At 46.3% G+C, this 19,290-nt stretch carries 21 protein-coding genes; 19 read left to right on the top strand and 2 right to left on the bottom strand.

What is annotated here, in order from left to right:
* Positions 1-2 precede the first annotated feature (2 nt).
* Both ACRD67_RS02660 and ACRD67_RS02655 read right to left on the bottom strand, forming a co-directional pair.
* Positions 3-689: a hypothetical protein gene (locus ACRD67_RS02660; protein WP_430965487.1), complete on the bottom strand. Its 687-nt coding sequence runs from the start codon at positions 687-689 to the stop codon at positions 3-5.
* The gene (locus tag ACRD67_RS02655; RefSeq protein ID WP_430965486.1) at positions 686-4,483 is read right to left on the bottom strand and encodes a reprolysin-like metallopeptidase; all 3,798 of its coding nucleotides are present in this window, start codon (positions 4,481-4,483) and stop codon (positions 686-688) included. Before ACRD67_RS02655 ends, ACRD67_RS02660 begins: the two co-directional genes overlap by 4 nt.
* A gap of 50 nt (positions 4,484-4,533) precedes the next feature.
* Here ACRD67_RS02655 and ACRD67_RS02650 point away from each other — a divergent pair, with 50 nt between their 5' ends.
* From ACRD67_RS02650 to ACRD67_RS02560, 19 genes are all read left to right on the top strand, one after another.
* Positions 4,534-5,460 carry a bifunctional riboflavin kinase/FAD synthetase gene (locus tag ACRD67_RS02650; RefSeq protein ID WP_430965485.1) on the top strand — a complete coding sequence of 309 codons (927 nt, stop codon included), beginning with the start codon at positions 4,534-4,536 and terminating at the stop codon, positions 5,458-5,460.
* A complete protein-coding gene (locus tag ACRD67_RS02645; RefSeq protein ID WP_430965484.1) occupies positions 5,461-6,780 on the top strand; it encodes an HTTM domain-containing protein in 1,320 nt (439 codons plus the stop codon).
* 51 nt (positions 6,781-6,831) lie between these two features.
* Entirely contained in the window at positions 6,832-8,103 is a 1,272-nt protein-coding gene (serS, locus tag ACRD67_RS02640; RefSeq protein ID WP_430965483.1) for a serine--tRNA ligase, read from the top strand.
* Positions 8,104-8,108: 5 nt separating this feature from the next.
* The gene (locus ACRD67_RS02635) at positions 8,109-8,480 is read left to right on the top strand and encodes a nuclear transport factor 2 family protein (protein WP_430965482.1); all 372 of its coding nucleotides are present in this window, start codon (positions 8,109-8,111) and stop codon (positions 8,478-8,480) included.
* An 89-nt stretch (positions 8,481-8,569) separates the two neighbouring features.
* On the top strand, positions 8,570-10,354 hold the full coding sequence (locus tag ACRD67_RS02630) for a tetratricopeptide repeat protein (RefSeq protein WP_430965481.1): 1,785 nt from the start codon (positions 8,570-8,572) through the stop codon (positions 10,352-10,354).
* A gap of 55 nt (positions 10,355-10,409) precedes the next feature.
* Positions 10,410-10,721 carry a DUF4286 family protein gene (locus ACRD67_RS02625; protein WP_430965480.1) on the top strand — a complete coding sequence of 104 codons (312 nt, stop codon included), beginning with the start codon at positions 10,410-10,412 and terminating at the stop codon, positions 10,719-10,721.
* Positions 10,722-10,727: 6 nt separating this feature from the next.
* Positions 10,728-11,594, top strand: coding sequence for a 16S rRNA (adenine(1518)-N(6)/adenine(1519)-N(6))-dimethyltransferase RsmA (gene rsmA, locus ACRD67_RS02620; RefSeq protein WP_430965479.1), 867 nt, complete (start codon positions 10,728-10,730; stop codon positions 11,592-11,594).
* Positions 11,581-12,933, top strand: a complete 1,353-nt coding sequence (mgtE, locus tag ACRD67_RS02615) for a magnesium transporter (RefSeq protein WP_430965478.1) — start codon at positions 11,581-11,583, stop codon at positions 12,931-12,933. Before rsmA ends, mgtE begins: the two co-directional genes overlap by 14 nt.
* A 16-nt stretch (positions 12,934-12,949) precedes the next feature.
* The gene (locus ACRD67_RS02610) at positions 12,950-13,828 is read left to right on the top strand and encodes a TolB family protein (protein WP_430965477.1); all 879 of its coding nucleotides are present in this window, start codon (positions 12,950-12,952) and stop codon (positions 13,826-13,828) included.
* A gap of 159 nt (positions 13,829-13,987) precedes the next feature.
* Positions 13,988-14,353: a cupin domain-containing protein gene (locus ACRD67_RS02605; protein ID WP_430965476.1), complete on the top strand. Its 366-nt coding sequence runs from the start codon at positions 13,988-13,990 to the stop codon at positions 14,351-14,353.
* Positions 14,354-14,362: 9 nt separating this feature from the next.
* On the top strand, positions 14,363-15,313 hold the full coding sequence (locus ACRD67_RS02600) for a 2-hydroxyacid dehydrogenase (RefSeq protein WP_430965475.1): 951 nt from the start codon (positions 14,363-14,365) through the stop codon (positions 15,311-15,313).
* Positions 15,314-15,321: 8 nt separating this feature from the next.
* The gene (locus ACRD67_RS02595) at positions 15,322-15,732 is read left to right on the top strand and encodes a response regulator transcription factor (protein ID WP_430965474.1); all 411 of its coding nucleotides are present in this window, start codon (positions 15,322-15,324) and stop codon (positions 15,730-15,732) included.
* A 207-nt stretch (positions 15,733-15,939) separates the two neighbouring features.
* A complete protein-coding gene (locus tag ACRD67_RS02590) occupies positions 15,940-16,401 on the top strand; it encodes a DUF4199 domain-containing protein (RefSeq protein ID WP_430965473.1) in 462 nt (153 codons plus the stop codon).
* 4 nt (positions 16,402-16,405) lie between these two features.
* Complete coding sequence (locus ACRD67_RS02585) at positions 16,406-16,870, top strand: DUF1801 domain-containing protein (RefSeq protein WP_430965472.1); 465 nt, start codon at positions 16,406-16,408, stop codon at positions 16,868-16,870.
* A complete protein-coding gene (locus ACRD67_RS02580) occupies positions 16,867-17,253 on the top strand; it encodes a VOC family protein (protein WP_430965471.1) in 387 nt (128 codons plus the stop codon). The genes ACRD67_RS02585 and ACRD67_RS02580 overlap by 4 nt, the downstream gene beginning before the upstream one ends.
* A 129-nt stretch (positions 17,254-17,382) precedes the next feature.
* Positions 17,383-17,817, top strand: a complete 435-nt coding sequence (locus ACRD67_RS02575) for a TM2 domain-containing protein (RefSeq protein WP_430965470.1) — start codon at positions 17,383-17,385, stop codon at positions 17,815-17,817.
* A gap of 82 nt (positions 17,818-17,899) precedes the next feature.
* Positions 17,900-18,223 carry an ArsR/SmtB family transcription factor gene (locus ACRD67_RS02570; RefSeq protein ID WP_430965469.1) on the top strand — a complete coding sequence of 108 codons (324 nt, stop codon included), beginning with the start codon at positions 17,900-17,902 and terminating at the stop codon, positions 18,221-18,223.
* A gap of 16 nt (positions 18,224-18,239) precedes the next feature.
* Complete coding sequence (locus ACRD67_RS02565) at positions 18,240-18,722, top strand: DUF6428 family protein (RefSeq protein ID WP_430965468.1); 483 nt, start codon at positions 18,240-18,242, stop codon at positions 18,720-18,722.
* 11 nt (positions 18,723-18,733) lie between these two features.
* The gene (locus tag ACRD67_RS02560) at positions 18,734-19,225 is read left to right on the top strand and encodes a GNAT family N-acetyltransferase (RefSeq protein ID WP_430965467.1); all 492 of its coding nucleotides are present in this window, start codon (positions 18,734-18,736) and stop codon (positions 19,223-19,225) included.
* Positions 19,226-19,290 lie beyond the last annotated feature (65 nt).

Genomic DNA, 19,290 nt, shown 5'->3' with positions numbered 1-19,290 from the left:
CACTAGTTCACTCTAAAATCAAAGATTCCGCTGTCCGAGCTATTGCCCTCGCTATCCGTAGTAATTACTTGCCAGTAGTATACGCTGCCTGCAGCAATACTGACCTTTATGTTTGTTGTGAACGCAGAAGGAGTGGCTACCAAGGTTTCCGGCGGTGTACTCGTTGAAAGATATACTTCATATCCCTCAATATCATTGTCCACGTCCGCACCTGTCCAATTCAAGCTTACCTCGTTATTGATATCCCTCAAAATGGAAGCACCCGATTGTGGCGCGATGATATCTGCCCTAAAGGGGGCATAGGTAGTCTGTGAGCCTGCATTATAAAATTGCCAGGTGCTGCTTGTCGCCGTTGCACTGGTATTGGATTGTTTGGAGATGACCAACCAAGAATAGGGCGCGCCCTTTTCCAAGGGCAATTGGGCAGACAGGGACAAAGTGCTTATGGTCTGGAGGACGTTTGTGTTTAAATTGGTGGCGCGCAACTCGTATCCCTCCGCATTGGCCCCCGCCTGCCATCTGAACTCCACCTGGCTCGTGGTCTCATCTAGGGATACCCCGGTGGTACACTCTGAATTTTGCAGGGGAAATTCCAAAACTGCGGCCTGCGGAAGCTTTGGGGCATCATCGCCACCACCACAACCAAGTAAAACAAGGCCGATCCAGAGTACATGTACACATTTCCTCATCGCTTCAATACTTTAAAAGTTCCTTTTACCCCATTTCCGTCAAAACGGATAAAATACATTCCAGAGGGCAGTCCGATAAAATCCAAATCCAGTTCGCTACCATTTACTGTATGGTTGGTCTTGCTGATCAGCCTGCCGTCGGCCGTATGTATGCTCAGTTGCAACTGTGTTACCTCTGACCCCAAAAACACTTTTGTACCAATGTCAAAAGGGTTAGGAGCAATTATAGGGCCGTCCGCTGTAAAAAATTGTTCCTCGAACGTCCCTTGACAAGGAAGATTGGTGGAAACTTTAAGCGTATTGATGCCCTTTATCAGGTCTAGTGAAATTTCAGATGCCGAGGTCTGGGTCACGATGCCGTTCAGTTCCACATTGTACAAATTTCCTCCCTGCATGGTCAACATCAACTGTTCCCCGTTCGTGGAAATTTGGGAGGAAACACTTAGCGGCTGTGGTTCACTGATGACCACATCCAAACAAAATTCTTCATAATCATTGGTGCCGTCCGTAGCCGTGATACATACCACATAGGTGCCTGCCGAAAGGTTTTCCAAAAGGTAGGAGTCTGTGAAATCGGCATTTTCGTTGACGCCGTTACCGGTGGTTACCACGCTATAGGTCAGTGAGGTATCCTCTACATCTATCTGAAAGGAACCGTCATTATTGTTGCTGCAGCTTTCACTTTGTATGGCAACCCTAAAATTATCCGCGGGAAATCTGAACACCGGACAGCCATCCGTGCCCACCTCGGTCCCTGGAGGTGTTCCCAGGCAGAGATCGTCCCCATCATCAAAAACGCCATCCCCATCCGCATCTGGCCTAAAGCTGCCTTCCACACATATTTCGAGCGAAAAAGCGTTTAAAGAGCCTCCATCGGCCGGGGCGGTATCCATAATCCGTAGGATCCAATCCCCCTGAATGGACTCGCCGTTAAAGGAAGACAGAAAACCCAGTGGTTTTACCGTTCCGGTAATGCCAGGGCTTCCTCCGCAAACAAAAGTTGCAGCAGCCTCATCATCAAAGGTTGCATTGATATCCCTTAGATTCCCACAGGATTTAGAGGTAAGCACCACAGTAGTCCCTTGAGGCGAGGTAAGGCTTATGACCAGATCGGCCAGAAAACTGTGTGCAATGTCCAAACTTACATTGACATCGGCCACGGGAAGGTCGTCCAAAAAGGAAATGGTGGAAGTCACCGTAGGCGTTCCCGTGGTAGAGATTTCCAAAGGTAGGCCCGTAGCGATCTCGGTATTGCAGTTTACGTCGATGGTCGTAAAATTAAAGGCAGGACCAAAAACCCCCTCCCCACACTCATTTTTTGGTTTTACCCGCCAGTAATAGGTGGTTAGTTCCTGCAAGGTAGTGGTAAGGTACTGATCAAAGATCACCGTAGCCGATTCCAACACGGATCCAAAGCCAGGGTCTGTACTTATTTCCACATCATAGGAAGTATAGGCGGCATTTGATTCCCATTGGAGCAATTGCTGCAGTGCGGCGTTCTGGAGACCATTGGCCGGGGCTGTCAAGTTCACATTTGAAAAGCTTGTATTGTAAATGTTCAGGTCCAGGACCACGTTTTGGGTAAGGCTGGCCGAGGTAGCGGTAATGGTAATGGGATAGCTGCCCACGGCAACAGCGGCCGTATTGGAAAAAGTCAAATCTACCGGGGTACCATCAGCAGTCGCGGTAGTCGGTGAAAAAGCAGCGCTTAGGCCCGCAGGAATATTGGTAGCGCTAAAGGTAACCTGCTCGTTAAAGCCCAGATCGGTTTCATAAACAAAAGGTATGGTGATATCGTCCGATTGACATACCGTAAATTCCAGTGCATCAAAATCCAATACGGCCTGCGCTGCGTTAATGGTAAAATTGGACGTATTTACCGCAAAGAAAATATTGTTTTTTGCCCGTACCATAATGCGTGCACTTGTTGTCGCAGTTGCGGGTAGTAAGACCGTATGGGCGCCATTATTGGGAACATCCTCGGCCAAGAATATTGGGAAACTGAGCCCTCCATCGGTAGACAGCAAGATATCCACCATCTGTGCATTTATGGGCGTTTCGTTGGTTTGCGCCACATCCCATAGGACCTCCTGTGAGGTTCCTGCCGTATGGGTTTCACTAGTAGTCTGTGAGGTCACCACAAAGGGGCCTGCATTGTTCACCACCCTGACCTTTACCAAATCGGAAGCCACTTGGCCGCCCCCATTGGCATTATCCCTAACGGTGAGCGCAAAATTCATTTCGCGTGCAACATCCGACACGGTTTCCCAAGCCGAATTGGTGGCCGGATTGGTCTGGACAAGATTTCCCTGTACTACCCTTGCCAATTGGGGGAAATAACGTTCTGGGCTAAGAGAAGGTCTTCTAGACCTGAAATTGGCGCCACTTGGATTTGTTGGTCCAAAAGTGGCGGTCGTCACCACTCCGTCATCTATCTGTTCCCAAGCATAGGTGAGGGTATTTCCATCGGGGTCTGTCGCATTTCCCGTAAGAACAAAGGCCGTAGAGCGCGGAATCACAAAATCACCCGTTGCCGTGATTACCGGCGGATTGTTGGTCAAAGGCGTTTCCATCGCGCAACTAGTCGTGCCCAAATATGCGGTAATCTGAAGTATGCTAAAATAGTGGAAATAGTCATCACCGTTGGGTGCCACGTTGTTGCCCGGCGCTATACCTGCATAGCCCATAATCGTGGTACCGCTGGCCGGTTCTGCTTGCACCGAAGTGCCTTCGGACTCAAAGGACCAGGTGTGGTTGGCCCCAAACTGGTGTCCCAGCTCGTGCCCCACAAAATCCAGGTCGTAGGTATCGCCCTCGGGGGTCGTACCCGAAGAAAACGCACTTCCCTTCTGACCATCTCTACAGACCGATCCAATAAAACCGGCGTTCCCGTTATCGGTATCCTGGTGAAAAAGATGTCCTACATCGTAATTTGCCTCGCCTATGATACTGGTAAGGGTAGTTTGCGTCTGTGAATTGAAATTGCCCGTATAGGGATCCGTGGCCGCGTCCGTATAGATGACTTGATCGGTATTGGCCACCAGTTCCAGGGTAACCGCTAAATCAGTTTCAAAAACCTCGTTTACCCGCGTTAAGGTAGCGTTTATGGCAGCTAGGGCATCTGCAATGGTGCCCCCATGGAAGGCGGTATATTCCCCTGTCGCCGAAACGGCAATCCGATATTTTCGCAGCACTTGATCATCCACGAGTTTAAGGGTGGTACCTCCCAGGAAGGTAGTGCCTCCCAGACTTTTTTCTACGTCCGAACGTGTACGACAGATAAAGCCACTATTTGCGAAATCTTTGGAATCTTTGTTATAGACAACATAGCGGTTACTTTCCCTGGTCGTTTTTTGCATAAAGGTGGTACTGCCCTTATCCGTATGTACGATCATACTTTGTACGCCCCTATGGGAAACGCTAAAACGTATTCTATCCCTTTTATTGGTTAAGCTATATCCCTTATAGGACCTAATTCCCGGATATTTCGCCGCCAATTCCGGGGACAGTACGGATGCTTCGGAAACCTGAAAGGGTATGAGGGTTCCCGTTTCATCCGGAAAGTAAACGGTTTTTTCTCCGTTAACATCCTTCCTTCCTGCCTGTAACTGTCTGCTAAAGGCTTCCTGTTCTAGCGAAAATACCTTGGTTTTTTGTAGGTCCAAATGTTTTATGGACCTCCCCATAACCGTGTTTTGGGGTGCTTCGGCCTGCCAATAATCCGTCTGCGCATACCCGTAAAAGCAGGCAAAAAATATGGTTATTGGCAAAACAAGACGTAGTTTTGTAATCATCTGGGGTTATATGATAAATCAAATGTAAGCCTTTTTCTTATTTTATTTGAGTGATAACAGTCCAAAGCATTTCCAAATACGACGAAACGCGGTCCACGGCCATAACCATTGGCACTTTTGATGGTGTGCACCTAGGTCATAGAAAGATACTTAAACGCCTCATAAATGATGCCAAAACCTTAAATTTAAGGGCCACGGTACTCACTTTTTTCCCGCACCCCAGGATGGTGCTTCAAAAAGATACGGATATAAAGCTTCTGAACACCATTGAGGAACGCATCCAAATATTGGAAGAAACCGGTTTGGACTGCCTGATCATCCATCCATTTACCAAGGAATTTTCCAGGCTTTCGGCCACGGAATTCGTAAGGGATATTCTAGTTAATAGCCTAAGGATCAAAAAAATAGTCATTGGATACGACCACCGCTTTGGTAGAAACCGAAATGCGAACATAAACGATCTTACCGCCTTTGGGAACACCTTGGATTTTGAGGTAGAGGAGATTCCGGCAGAGGAAATAGACCATGTATCCATTAGTTCCACCAAAATAAGAAAGGCACTTCAGGAGGGCGATATCAAAACGGCCAATACCTACTTGGGATACGCCTATATGCTTACAGGCACCATAAAAAAAGGAAAGGGTTTGGGGAGGCAATTGAATTTCCCCACCGCCAATCTTTTGATCGAGGAAGGCTATAAGTTGATTCCCAGAAACGGGGTCTATGTGGTAAAAAGTAACTTGGATAATCGGGTAATCCATGGGATGATGAATATCGGGTACAACCCTACCGTCTCGGGCAAGGAAAAAAGTATTGAAATCCATTTTTTTGACTTTGAACAGGACCTCTACGATCATAAGATCCAGATACATATTTTAGAACGGATCCGGGACGAACACAAGTTCGATTCGGTGGAAGCCCTGAAGGAACAATTGGAAAAAGACCGGGAAACATCGCTCGCCCTAATTGCCAAATAAATGCTGAACAGGTTTCTTTTTAAGAAAATCGACAATAGCTCCCTAATCATTTTTAGGGTCTTCTTCGGTATCTTGATCGGTTTTGAATGTTTCGGGGCCATTGCGACCGGATGGGTGCGAAGAACCCTGATCGCTCCGCAATTTACTTTTTCCTTTATCGGTTTTGAGTGGCTGCAGCCCTTGCCTGGACCGGGCATGTACCTCTACTTCTTTATTATGGGCATCTTGGGCATATGCATTGCGCTGGGATACAAATACCGATGGAGCACTATCTCCTTCACCCTCCTCTGGGCCGGAGTGTACCTAATGCAAAAAACATCCTACAACAATCATTATTATTTGTTGGTATTAATATCGTTTATCATGATATTTTTGCCAGCAAACCGGGGTAGCTCCTTGGATGTCAAACAAAATCCTTCCCTGAAGACCAATGCCATGCCCCAATATGTAAAATGGATCGTGGTGGGACAACTTTTGATCGTCTATACGTTCGCCTCCCTGGCCAAACTGTACGAGGACTGGCTCGATAATAGTTTTATCGAAATTTTGATGCGGAGCCGAGCCGATTACTTTCTTATCGGTGAGTTTTTGCAACAGACATTCGTCCATAAGGCCATTGGATGGTTTGGAATCATTTTCGATCTGCTCATTATACCTGCCCTGCTGTGGAGACCCAGCCGAAAAATTGCCTTTGTACTGGCCATTTTCTTCCATCTGTTCAACTCCGTTGTGTTGCAAATCGGGATTTTCCCCTATTTGGCATTGGCCTTTACCGTATTCTTTTTTGAACCGCAGACCATACGAAAGCTGTTCTTCAAGGGAAGGGACTTGTATACCGGAGCGGAAACCGAGGTCCCTACCTACAGAAATCCCCTGTTATTGGGCCTAGGTCTCTATTTTTTGATCCAATTGGCGTTGCCCGTAAGGCATCATTTTATAGAAGACGATGTATTGTGGACGGAGGAGGGGCACCGTATGAGCTGGCGAATGATGCTCAGAAGCAGGTCGGGTTCTACTTCCTTCAGGATAGTACACCCCCAAAAGGGAACATCGGAGATCGTGAAGCTCCAGGATTATCTTACCAAAAAACAGCAGAGGAAAGTAGCCTGTTATCCTGATTTTATCTGGCAATTTGCCCAACATATTAAAAAGGAATACGCCAAAAAAGGGGAGGACATAGAGGTCTACGTAAGGTCTAGGGTCAGCATCAACGGAAAACCGTACAAAACCTTTATAGACTCCAAAACCGACCTGACCAAGGTTTCCTGGAACCATCTTGCCCATCACGAGTGGATTTTGCCTTCAGAAAAAAGGAAATGAGGCTTTCCCATGAATTTGAAAGCTTTAAATTTGTGCTCTAAATAAAAATCAATGCTACAGTTACAGGCTATTCGTGAAAATAAGGAGGACATTCTTCGCGCTTTAAAAAAGCGAAATCTTGATGCTTCCCCCCTATTGAACAGCGTTGTGGAATTGGACGAAAAACGCCGTGGTATCCAGACCAAACTGGACAACACCCTAGCGGAGTCCAACAAACTTTCCAAGGAAATAGGCATGCTCTTTAAAAGCGGCAAGGCGCAAGAGGCCAATGCGCTAAAGGAACAAACAGCTGCGCTAAAAGACCTTTCCAAGGAGCTGGGCGAAGCATTGAACAGCACGGCAAACGAGCTTCAGACCGTGCTGTACCAGATTCCGAACGTACCCCATGACAGCGTTCCTGCAGGGGATTCGGAGGAGGACAATGAGGAGATATTCAGGGAAGGCGATATACCTCAATTGGATAGTAAGGCCCTGCCCCATTGGGAATTGGCAAAAAAATACGACATCATAGATTTTGAACTGGGAGTCAAGATCACCGGGGCGGGTTTTCCGGTATACAAAGGAAAGGGGGCCCGACTACAAAGGGCTTTGATCTCTTATTTTCTGGATAAAAATACGGAAGCCGGATATCAGGAAATCCAGGTGCCCCATTTGGTGAATGAGGCCTCGGGCTATGGCACCGGACAGTTGCCCGATAAGGAAGGGCAAATGTACCACGTGCAGGCCGATGACCTTTACCTGATCCCTACGGCAGAGGTGCCGGTTACCAACCTATTTCGGGACAACATCCTACAGGAAAGTGAGTTCCCCATCTGCTACACGGCCTATACTCCTTGTTTTAGGCGGGAAGCCGGCAGTTATGGTGCCCATGTCCGGGGCCTTAACCGCTTGCACCAGTTCGATAAGGTAGAGCTGGTCCGCGTAGAACATCCAGACCATTCCTATGCCGCTTTGGACGGGATGGTAGCCCATGTAAAAACCCTTCTGAGGGAACTCAAATTGCCCTACCGCATCCTCAGGCTCTGTGGCGGTGATCTGGGCTTTACCGCTGCGCTCACTTATGATTTTGAGGTCTTTTCCACAGCCCAGGACCGCTGGTTGGAGATAAGTTCGGTCTCCAATTTTGAGGCCTACCAGACCAATCGGTTAAAACTCAGGTTCAAGGACGGCAATGGGAAAAGTCAACTGGCTCACACTTTAAACGGAAGTTCCCTTGCCTTGCCCAGGGTATTGGCGGGCATTCTGGAAAACTACCAGACCGAGGCGGGCATACAAATTCCTGAAGTGCTTGTACCCTATACGGGCTTTGATATACTAAACTGATTCCCATGGATGCAAACACAGTGGCCCAGGCCTATCTCAAGCACCTACAGGAAGGAAATATGGCCCAGGTGGTAGCGCTTTTTTCTGAAAAGGGCCTAGTGGTCTCGCCCATTTACGGTACCCGGCCGGCAGCGGAGTTTTATAGCCTCTTGGCCAAGGACACCCAAGCTTCGGAACTCCATTTCAACGGCCTTTTTGAAGAAAAGGACACTGGACGGGTCGCCTTGCTTTTTGATTACCATTGGACCCTAAAGCATGGTAAAAAAGTGACCTTTACCGTTGTGGACATCCTGGAGCTGGACCAAGACTCTAAAATAACGAAGCTCAGTATCATTTACGATACCGTAGTCAGCAGGGAACTGGTAAAATCACTTTAAAATAACCGCAAAAATGGCCATTTGACCATATTATGGTTTCTTTGGCAGTTTATTTTAGTGGGCTTGCTTAAATTTGATAAATTTCCAATATGAGATGGATCATTCTTTTGGCAGTCTTGATCGTGTCCCACCCTGTTTCGGCACAGGACGATTTTCTCGCCAAACAGTATTTTAACGATGGGGATTTTAAGAAAGCCGTGGTGTTCTACGAAAAACTTGCCGAAAGAAATCCGCGAAGGACGGATTATGCCGAAGGCCTGGTGGCATGCTACCAGCAGTTGGAGCAATATGATAAGGCCCAGGCATTTCTGTTCAAGAGCCTGAGCCTGCCCAATGTGTACCCCACCCTATATATTGAAATGGGATACAACTATGCGCTACAGGACTTTCCCGAAAAGGCCGAGGAGTATTATAAAAGGGCCTTGGCGAAAATAGATGAAAATCCCAATTACGGCTACGGCATCGGGTTCCGTTTCCACAAATACGTGTTGTTGGAGCATGCCATAAAAGCGTATTCCCGGGCCATGGAGCTAAATCCACAGTTAGACTATAACTTTCAATTGGCCCGTATCTATGGGGAACAGGGAGACGTGGAAAAGATGTACGAGTCCTATCTGCAATTGGTAAGCAATGGCAAGTCCTCCAAATCCAATGTGCTGCGCAATATTGATGATTTCATCACCTCGGATGCCGAACATGAGAATAATAGCGCACTCAAGCGCATCCTGCTCAGAAGAGCCCAAAAAAGTCCCAATTTGCTTTGGAACGAGCTTTTAAGCTGGCTTTTTGTGCAGCAAAAACAGTACAACAGTGCATTTAGTCAAGAAAAGGCCATCTATAGGAGAGCAGAGGGCGGATCGCTACAACGGCTACAGGGCCTTGGCAATCTGGCCCTGGAAGATAAGGAAATTGAAGTGGCGCAGGATGTTTTCAAGTATATTCTGGAAAACAGTAGAGATCCAGTCACCAAACTGAACGCCGAACTGAACCTCATCGACATTGAACTTTTAGATCCAAGCCCCAAACAGCTCCAACAGGTCCAAAAAAGCTTTCAGGAACTGATCCAATATTACGGATACCGGAGTCAGACCCTACAGCTTCAAATTGCCTATGCCAATTTTTTGACCTTTAGGAAGGATGACCCCCAAAACGCGGTGGGCATGTTGAAAAAGTGTTTGGAACTTCCATTGAACCGCTACCAGCGGGCCTATACAAAAATGGCGCTTGGGGATATTCTTGTCTTCGATAGGAAATTTAACGAGGCCTTGATCTATTTCACGCAAACACAAAAAGACCTAAAAAATGATGTGCTGGGACAGAATGCCCGATTCAAAGTGGCGCAGACTAGTTTCTATAAAGGTGATTTTGACTGGGCTCTGACCCAACTTAAAGTGCTTCGGGGCTCCACCTCCCAACTCATTGCCAACGACGCCATGCAGCTAAGCTTGTTAATTTCTGACAATTCCCTGGAGGATTCTACCCAAACTGCCCTAAAAAAATATGCCAGGGCCGATCTTCTGGCCTATCAGAACAAGACCCAGGAAGCCATTACCGTATTGAAGGACATTCTGGAAAACCATAAAGGCGAAAAGGTAGAGGACGAGGCGCTTTTGAAACAGGGGAAGCTTTTGGAAGGCACAAAAAACTATGAGGCTGCAGAATTCAATTATCAAAAAATTGTAGAGTTCTATCCCAACGATATTTTGGCAGACGATGCGCATTTTGCGCTGGGAGAACTGTACGGCAATATCTTGAACGAGCCAGAAAAGGCCAAACGTCATTACGAGAAAATAATATACGACTACCAGGACAGCTATTATTTTCCACAGGCGAGAAAAAAATATCGGGTCTTGCGCGGGGATGCGATCAATTGAGATGGTACAGCCCACTTTCGCAAACCAAAAAACCATCGTAACGAACTTTAGCACCATGTACATCTACAACGTTACCATAAACATTGAGGAAGCCGTTCATGACGAATGGCTCGGCTGGATGCAGGAAATTCATATCCCTGATATGTTGGCGACCGGGAAATTTTCACAAGCCAAAATATGCAAGGTGCTTGTGGAAGAGGAAAACGGAGGCATTACTTACGCCGTGCAATACACCACTGGAAGTAAGGAAATCCTGCAGCAGTATTATGAGGAAGATGCAGCACGTCTACGGCAGGACGGCTTAGCGCGTTTCAAGGATAAATTTGTGGCCTTCAGAACGGAACTGGAAATCATAAGCGAACATTAGGGGTGTATGGGGAAACATAAAAAAAAAGGCCCACTTCAAAAGAAGCGTAAAAAGCCTTGGCAAGAGGAAAGTCCGGTGAAGGCCAAAAAACATTTGGGCCAACATTTTTTAAAAGACGAGGAAATTGCACGGAAGATTTCGGAAACCCTTTCCTTTAACGGATACGGTAAAGTCCTTGAAATTGGACCGGGAACCGGTGTGCTTACCAAATATCTTTTGCAAAAGAATACTGACTTGGTAGCCATGGATCTGGATTCCGAATCCATTGTCTATCTCAACCACAGTTTCCCTTTGGAATACCCCCAGCTATTTGCCAGAAAAGGGAAGTTCAGGGTCTTGGAGGCCGACTTTTTAAATTATGATATTCAAGGGCTATTTGGAGCAGAGCCTTTTGCGATAACTGGAAATTTTCCCTATAACATTTCTACCCAAATTGTCTTTAAATTATTGGACCTAAAAGAACAGGTCCCGGAGTTCTCCGGAATGTTCCAACGTGAAGTGGCCCAACGCATATGCCAAAAGGAAGGTAGCAAGACCTACGGTATTCTATCGGTTTTGGTGCAAGCGTTCTATGAGGCCGAATATCTTTTTACCGTACCTCCACAGGTCTTCGACCCGCCCCCCAGGGTACATTCTGGCGTACTAAGACTAATCCGCAAAGCGAATTTTGCCCTGGATTGCGATGAGTCTCTGTTCTTCAAAGTGGTGAAAACGGCCTTTAACCAACGTAGGAAGACGTTGCGCAATAGCCTAAAAACATTTATGCTTTCCGAAAATTTAAAAGAAGATGCTATCTTTGATCGGCGTCCGGAACAATTGGCGGTTGCCGATTTCGTTACGCTGACAAAGAAGATAGCAAATGACATCGTTTAAACTCACCGAAGATCTTATAGCTGAGATAGAACAGCTTGTTGAAAACCAAAGGGATACACAGCTGGTATCGCTTTTGGAAGAGGTGCACTACGCGGATGTTGCAGAAATCATAAATGAGCTTAACGAGGATGAGGCCACCTACCTTATTAAACTCCTGGATAGCGATAAAACCTCCGATATCCTTACCGAACTCGATGATGATGTAAGGGAATCCATTCTTAGGAATCTTTCCACTAAGGAAATAGCCAGTGAGTTGGAGGAACTGGATACGGATGACGCCGCGGACATCATTGCCGAATTGCCAGAAGAAATTGTACAGGAGGTTATTTCGGAAATCGAGGATAGGGAACATGCTCAAGACATTGTAGATCTACTCCGATACGATGAAAACTCGGCCGGGGGGCTCATGGCCAAGGAATTGGTAAAAGTGCGGGAAAGTTGGGACGTGCTCAAATGCGTGCGGGAAATGCGGCAGCAAGCCGAAAATGTGACCCGGGTACACTCCATTTATGTAGTGGACGACGAGGACCGACTCATTGGTCGTTTGTCCCTAAAAGACCTTCTGACCACCTCTACCCGTACCCATATCAAAGAAGTATATATCCCAAAAGTAGATTCCGTAGACGTAAATGAAGACCCCGAAGAGGTGGCCAAGATCATGTCCAAGTACGATTTGGAAGCCATCCCTGTCGTTGACGAAATGGGCCGTCTAGTGGGCAGGATTACCATCGATGATATTGTGGATGTTATTAAGGAAGAGGCCGATAAGGATTATCAACTGGCGGCAGGTATCTCGCAGTCAGTAGAGGCAGATGACAGTATATGGGAACTTACCCGGGCTCGTTTGCCCTGGTTATTTCTAGGATTGGTCGGAGGTGTAGGTGCCGCGGCCATCATGGGTGGTTTTGAGGAGATGATCAGCAAACATGCCATTCTTTTTTTCTTCACCCCACTTATCGCGGCGATGGCGGGAAACGTAGGAGTCCAGAGTAGTGCCATTATTGTACAGGGCTTGGCCAATGACGATTTAAAAGGGAGTATAGGCAACCGCTTGGTGAAGGAAATGCTTTTGGCAACCCTTAACGGGCTAGTCCTGGCCGTGGTGCTTCTGGTTTTTACCTGGTGGTGGAATGGGGATTTCAATACGGCCCTTGCCATAGCCATGTCCCTGGTGGTGGTCATCATCGTGGCCGGAATCATAGGCACGTTTATTCCCTTGTTTTTGGACAAAAAAGGGATAGATCCGGCCATAGCCACCGGACCCTTTATTACGACCAGCAACGATATTTTCGGCATCCTCATCTATTTTTGGATCGCCAAATGGATTCTGGGCATATAACCTTAAATGCAAACCGATGAAAAATGGCCTTATCAGCATGGTATTTATGACCATCGCATGTGCGGTTTACGGTCAGCAAGTGCAGGAAACCATCCTGTCTAACCATCCGGGTCAGGACCGATACGGCAGCTATTCCCCAGACGGGAAACACATTGTTTTTGAATCGGATCGGGACGGTAACTGGGAAATATACAGGATGGACGCCACGGGTGAAAACCAGGAACGGCTGACAAAATCGGACGTTGAAAACCGAAGACCCAGTTGGCACCCCAACGGAAAGAAGGTCTTATTTGAGTCCAACAGAAATGGCCGTTTTGAACTGTATGAACTTTACATCCGCACAAAAAAAATTAAAAAACTATCCCTGCCACCCCTAGAGGGTGAACCCATGTTCGCTCGCTATTCCCCTGACGGCAAGACCATCGCCTATTCCAATAAAAAATCAGATCAGGAAGCGGAAATCGTTCTTGTAGACCGCAAGGGAAGGTTATTGGCATCGTTAACAAATAATGGATTCAGAAGTTTTTATCCCTCCTGGTCGCCCCAAGGCGATGCCCTTTTGTTCTTTTCCAGACATGAGACCAACAATGAGGACGATGAAATCTACAGCATTAATTTGGATGGATCGGGTCTTGACCGATTAACCCATTGGCCCAAGCATAATTTTTGTCCGGCTTGGTCCCCGGACGGAAAAAAAATAGCCTATGTTACATCAATGGAAGGCACCAGACCCGAAATTTATGTCATGGACACCAAGGGGCAAAACGAGTTTCGAATTACCTATAACGAAGACGGGGATACCCTTCCCAACTGGTCTGGGGATTCCAAGAGACTATTGGTTACAGGGTATAGGAACGGGAACTTTGAAATTTGTGAACTGACCTTTTTGGACTAGGCCGTCCCCTTGAAAATAGAATTGACCCTCCCACACACAGACCTATTTTACAAACTCCTTGTAAGAAAAGTACCTCCCCGGGATTGGTGCTTTTTTAGTACTTTTATTTTCCGATTTCGAACCCCCAGAATACACGCTTAAGATAAACACATTGATTTTATGAAACCCATCAATTTAAAAGAAAAACATGCCGCCTTTGACAAACGGTGGCATCCCCATCAAATTGCCGTGGTAGATGATATGCAAGTCATCCTGGCCAAAATTCAGGGAGAATTTGTATGGCACGCCCATGAGCATGAGGACGAGCTTTTCCAGGTACTCAAAGGTACCTTGTACATGCAGTTCAGGGACAAGACCGAGGTGGTGCGAGAAGGAGAGCTCATTGTAGTGCCCAAAGGAGTGGAACATTGCCCTGCCACCAAAGGAGGTGAGGAGGTGCATCTTTTGCTTTTTGAAAAACTGAATACAGCTCATACCGGTGATGTGCAACACGAAAGAACGCAGACGCATTATCCAAAAATTTGACCCTACCCTATGAGAGTACTGCACCTGGATACGAACCATCCGCTACTTATTGAGCAGCTTACCGCCTTAGGCTTACAGAATGATGAGGATTATAGTTCCCCCAACGAGGAGGTCCTACAAAAAATACATGCCTATGACGGTATCATTATCCGCAGTCGTTTGACCATTGATCGGCCCTTTTTGGACAAGGCAACCCAATTAAAGTTCATTGGTCGCGTTGGGGCGGGATTGGAAAATATCGATGTGGCCTATGCCCAGGAGAAAGGAGTGTTTTTGGCCGCTGCACCAGAGGGCAATCGTAACGCAGTTGGGGAACATACCCTGGGTATGTTGTTATCGCTTTTTAACCAATTAAACAAGGCCGATGAGGAAGTACGCCAGGGCAAATGGGACCGTGAAGGCAATCGGGGAACGGAACTCGATGGCAAGACGGTAGGTATTATCGGTTACGGAAATGCCGGAAAGGCCTTTGCCAAAAAACTGCGCGGTTTTGATGTGGAAACCATTTGTTATGACATTTTGGAAGGTGTTGGCAATATTGATGCAAGACAGGTAGACCTCATGGAACTACAACAAAAATCGGATGTGATCAGTCTTCATGTTCCCCAGACCAAGGACACCATGGGCATGATAAACAAGCGGTTTATCAACGCCTTTCAAAAACCTTTTTGGCTGCTGAACACCGCAAGGGGTAAATGCGTGGTAACACAGGATCTGGTATCGGCCTTAGACACAGGTCAAATCCTGGGGGCAGGATTGGATGTATTGGAGTATGAGAAGAAGTCTTTTGAGCATATGTTCCAAAATGTAGGTGGGAAAAAGCAACTGCCAGAGGCCTTTCAATACCTTACCTCATCAAACAAAGTGCTGCTTTCACCGCACGTTGCGGGTTGGACCATAGAGAGCAAGAAAAAGTTGGCTCAGACCATCGTGGACAAAATCAAAGCCGAATTTTACTAAATTCGAAGGTGAAAAAAACCGTACTGGTATTCGGACTGCTTATCTTGGCGCTGCTGCTACTGTTCCAAATAAGCAAATATTCCATAGTTAGCGGCAACTTACAGGTCGAGATGGCCATAGCTGTGGTCGCCATCGTTTTTTTTCTTATTGGGGTATACCTCAACAAGAAAAGCCTGCATAGGAACAAGCTGCCCCAAGGCGAAATTGATTACCAAAAAATTGAGGCCTTGGGCCTTAGCAAAAGGGAGTACGAGGTACTTCGCGAAATCTCAAAGGGCGCTTCCAACCAAGAAATCGCAGATCGTTTGTTTCTATCGGAAAGTACGGTAAAGACCCATGTTTCCAATGTCTTGCTAAAACTAAACGCCAAACGCAGAACACAGGCCGTACAGATTGCACAGGAGATGCAGATCCTATAAAAGACCCATTTCTATCCAAGTTATGTTATTTTGGTACTTTAGTATGAGTGCCATCTAGGTGGTAAAAACTAGTTTTGAACCCAATGCCTTTACCAACCATAAAACTGGAAGTTTGCGTCGGGGGTATATAGGTATACAAGCATCTACCCCAATCCATTATGCGGTGGCAATGCAGATAATTAACCATCAACCATTAAACCATCACATATGAAAAGTACCGTAATCAGATTTGGCGCCCTTGGGTTTGTCCTAGGGCTGTTATTGTTTCTTTCCGGCCTATATTTTGGACAGGGAATGGATTATTCCATGGGAGAGGTCATTGGCTATGCCACCATGATCGTTTCCCTGATTTTTGTCTACTTTGGAATAAAACACTTTAGGGATAGGGAAAATGGTGGGCAACTCAGCTTTGGCAAAGGATTGACTGTGGGACTGCTTATTTCTCTTTTCACAGCAGCGGGCGTTGCCATTGCCGATTATATCTATACCACCCTGATCAATCCGGATTTTTTTGAGTCCTACAAAGCGGTAATGATAGCGCAAGGACATACCGGTGAACTACCGGATTATGGAAGTGCGTCCGTAGCGGCGCTTATGTTCCTTATGGTATTAATCATTGGTCTGATCATCTCCCTCATTTCGGCGCTGATGCTTCAACGCAAAAACTAACCTTATGCGATACGAAGCGGCAACACCGGAAGAATACATAGAACAACTCCCCAAAGATCGACAGCAGGTTATGCGCAAACTGAGGTCGGTGGTCTTGGAGAACCTGCCCGAAGGATTCGAGGAAACCATGAATTACGGAATGATCGGCTACGTTGTTCCCCATTCGCTTTATCCGGAGGGCTATCATTGCAGTCCGGAACTTCCCCTGCCCTTTATGAACCTGGCCTCCCAAAAAAACTTTATCGGGGTATACCATATGGGCATCTATTCCAACAAGAGCCTTTTGGATTGGTTTGTAGAAGAATACCAAAAGCAGGTACCGACCAAATTGGATATGGGAAAAAGCTGTATTCGGTTTAAAAAACTGGAAACTGTCCCATATGGACTTATTGGGGAACTATGTACAAAAATTAAGGTTCAGGATTGGATCAATTTTTATGAAAACGCAATTAAAAACAGAAAAAAATGAAAAACAGGGTAACAGGACTGGGCGGTTTTTTCTTTAAGACAAAGGACCCGGATGCAATTAAGAAATGGTACAAGGAACATTTGGGCATCCCAACGGATCAATACGGATGGACGTTTTGGTGGAAGGACAAGGAAGGTAACGACTGTTCTACCCAATGGAGTCCCTTCAAGGAAGACACCACCTACTTTGCCCCTAGCAAAGCCCCTTTTATGATGAACTTCAGGGTAGAAAACCTGGAGGAATTACTCAAAGCGCTCAAAGCGGAGGGGGTTACCATAGTTGGGGAAATGGAAACCTATGATTACGGCAAATTTGGTTGGGTCCTAGATCCGGAGGGTAACAAACTGGAACTTTGGGAACCGGTAGACAAGGCATTTTTATAAGGTGGGGGCCAAACGGCTCATTTAGGGTTGCGAAGTTTGCTCCTTGGTTTAGGAAGCAATAAAAATTTTAACCCGATAAAAATTATTGTTACATTTAACAATAGTATTAACCACCAAAAAAACAACAAGATGTCAGACGAAAATAAGGATTTGGGCGATAAGGCCGAAGATGCTTTTGATAACGCCAAGGATGCTGCCAAGGACGCAGCTGAAGATGCCAAGGAAGCGGCAAGTGATTTTGCCGAAAGTGCCAAGGAAACCGCCAAAGAGTTTACCGAAGGGGCTAAGGAAGCTTTCAATACTGCAGGCGGTGACAACAAAAAAATATTAGCGGGCATCCTGGCCATCGTACTGGGAGGTTTCGGGATTCACAAATTTGTACTGGGCTATAACAAGGAAGGCATCATTATGCTCGCCTGTACACTGGTACTTGGAGTTCTTACCTGTGGTATTGCGGGATGGGTCATTTGGTTGATCAGTTTGATCGAGGGGATTATCTACCTCACGAAATCTGACGAAGAATTCTACAACACCTATCAAGTAGGCAAGAAACCCTGGTTCTAATCAATGTATAAAGTCAGATTTTTTACCGTCTGACTTTTTTATTACGTTTTATTATCGTAATATTGCAATATATAAATATGTTATGGGCATTACCAAAACAGATATCTTCAATACCGAACAAAATGAATTGGCCGTGATCTTTAGGGTACTGGCCAATCCGGCACGAATCGCCATTCTGGAATATATAAGCGGTCAGGACGCCTGCATCTGCAATGATATTGTTGAAGAAATTGGGCTGGCCCAACCCACTATTTCGCAGCACCTTAAGGAATTAAAAAGTATTGATTTGATCAAAGGTGAGATAACGGGAAAAAAAATATGTTACTGTATTAACCTGGAGAAATGGTCCGAAATACAAGGGCTGTTAAACTCCTTTTTCGAAAAGACAAAATTTAACTGTTGTTGATTTAAACATTCATTTTATGCAAACCAAGGAATTTTTATCATTGTTAAAGGAACATCCCAAAAAAAGCCTTCTCTTTGAGTATCGGGATGGGCATACCGTGGGAGCCAACTATCACATAACCGAAGTTAAGAACATCACCGTAGATTCGGTAGACTGCGGTGCGGGAACCGATTTTTGGAAGGAGACCGTCATCCAACTTTGGGAGAGTCCGACTGAAAGGGATAAAAAGGACTATATGTCGGCTTACAAAGCACTGGGCATTCTCAAAAAAGTAAACGGCATTAAACCTCTGAACCAGGATACCGAGCTAAAATTCGAATACAGCAATGCACATTTTCATACTGCACAGCTTTTTGTGAACGACATCCAGGTAGCTCCAGACCGACTGCTGCTTAAGTTAGGTGTGGAAAAAACGGACTGTAAGGCCAAGGAAACCTGTGGGGTGGCCGTTGGTGCCACGGAAGAGGCGTGTTGCGATCCGGCTAGTGGCTGTTGCTAACCATAGGGTATATGGAACTTAGAGCAATGAAACCAAAAGATTGGCATAGGGTCTCCGCCATTTACGCTGAAGGAATCGCTACGGGTTTTGCTACTTTTGAGACCCAGGTTCCCCCCTACGAGGATTGGGACCGGGCACATTTGAAAGATTGCCGGGTAGTTGCCATAGAGGACGAGCATATTTTGGGATGGGCGGCCCTATCTCCAGTGTCGGGCAGATGTGTCTATGGAGGTGTTGCCGAAGTAAGTGTATACATAGGCCAGTCTAGCCGGGGTATGGGCGTAGGCAAACGGCTCATGGAGGCACTTATAACACAAAGCGAAGCGGCCGGTTTTTGGACATTGCAATCGGGTATTTTCCCGGAAAACACCTCGAGCATTAAATTGCACGAACGCATGGGGTTCCGTTTTATCGGCGCACGGGAACGCGTAGGTCAATTGCACGGTGTTTGGAAGGACAACCTGCTTTATGAAAGAAGGAGCAAGCGGGTAGGTGTGGATTGAACTTTTGCCCTACAAACAAAATAGATGGCTGTACCTATAGGATCTGCACAAGATAGCAACGAAAA

Origin of the sequence: Eudoraea algarum (assembly GCF_050589645.1) — a bacterium.
Taxonomy (GTDB): Bacteria; Bacteroidota; Bacteroidia; order Flavobacteriales; family Flavobacteriaceae; genus JBNGOQ01.
The sequence above is the reverse complement of the archived record's forward strand: the minus strand, read 5'-3'. Positions and strand labels throughout refer to the sequence as shown.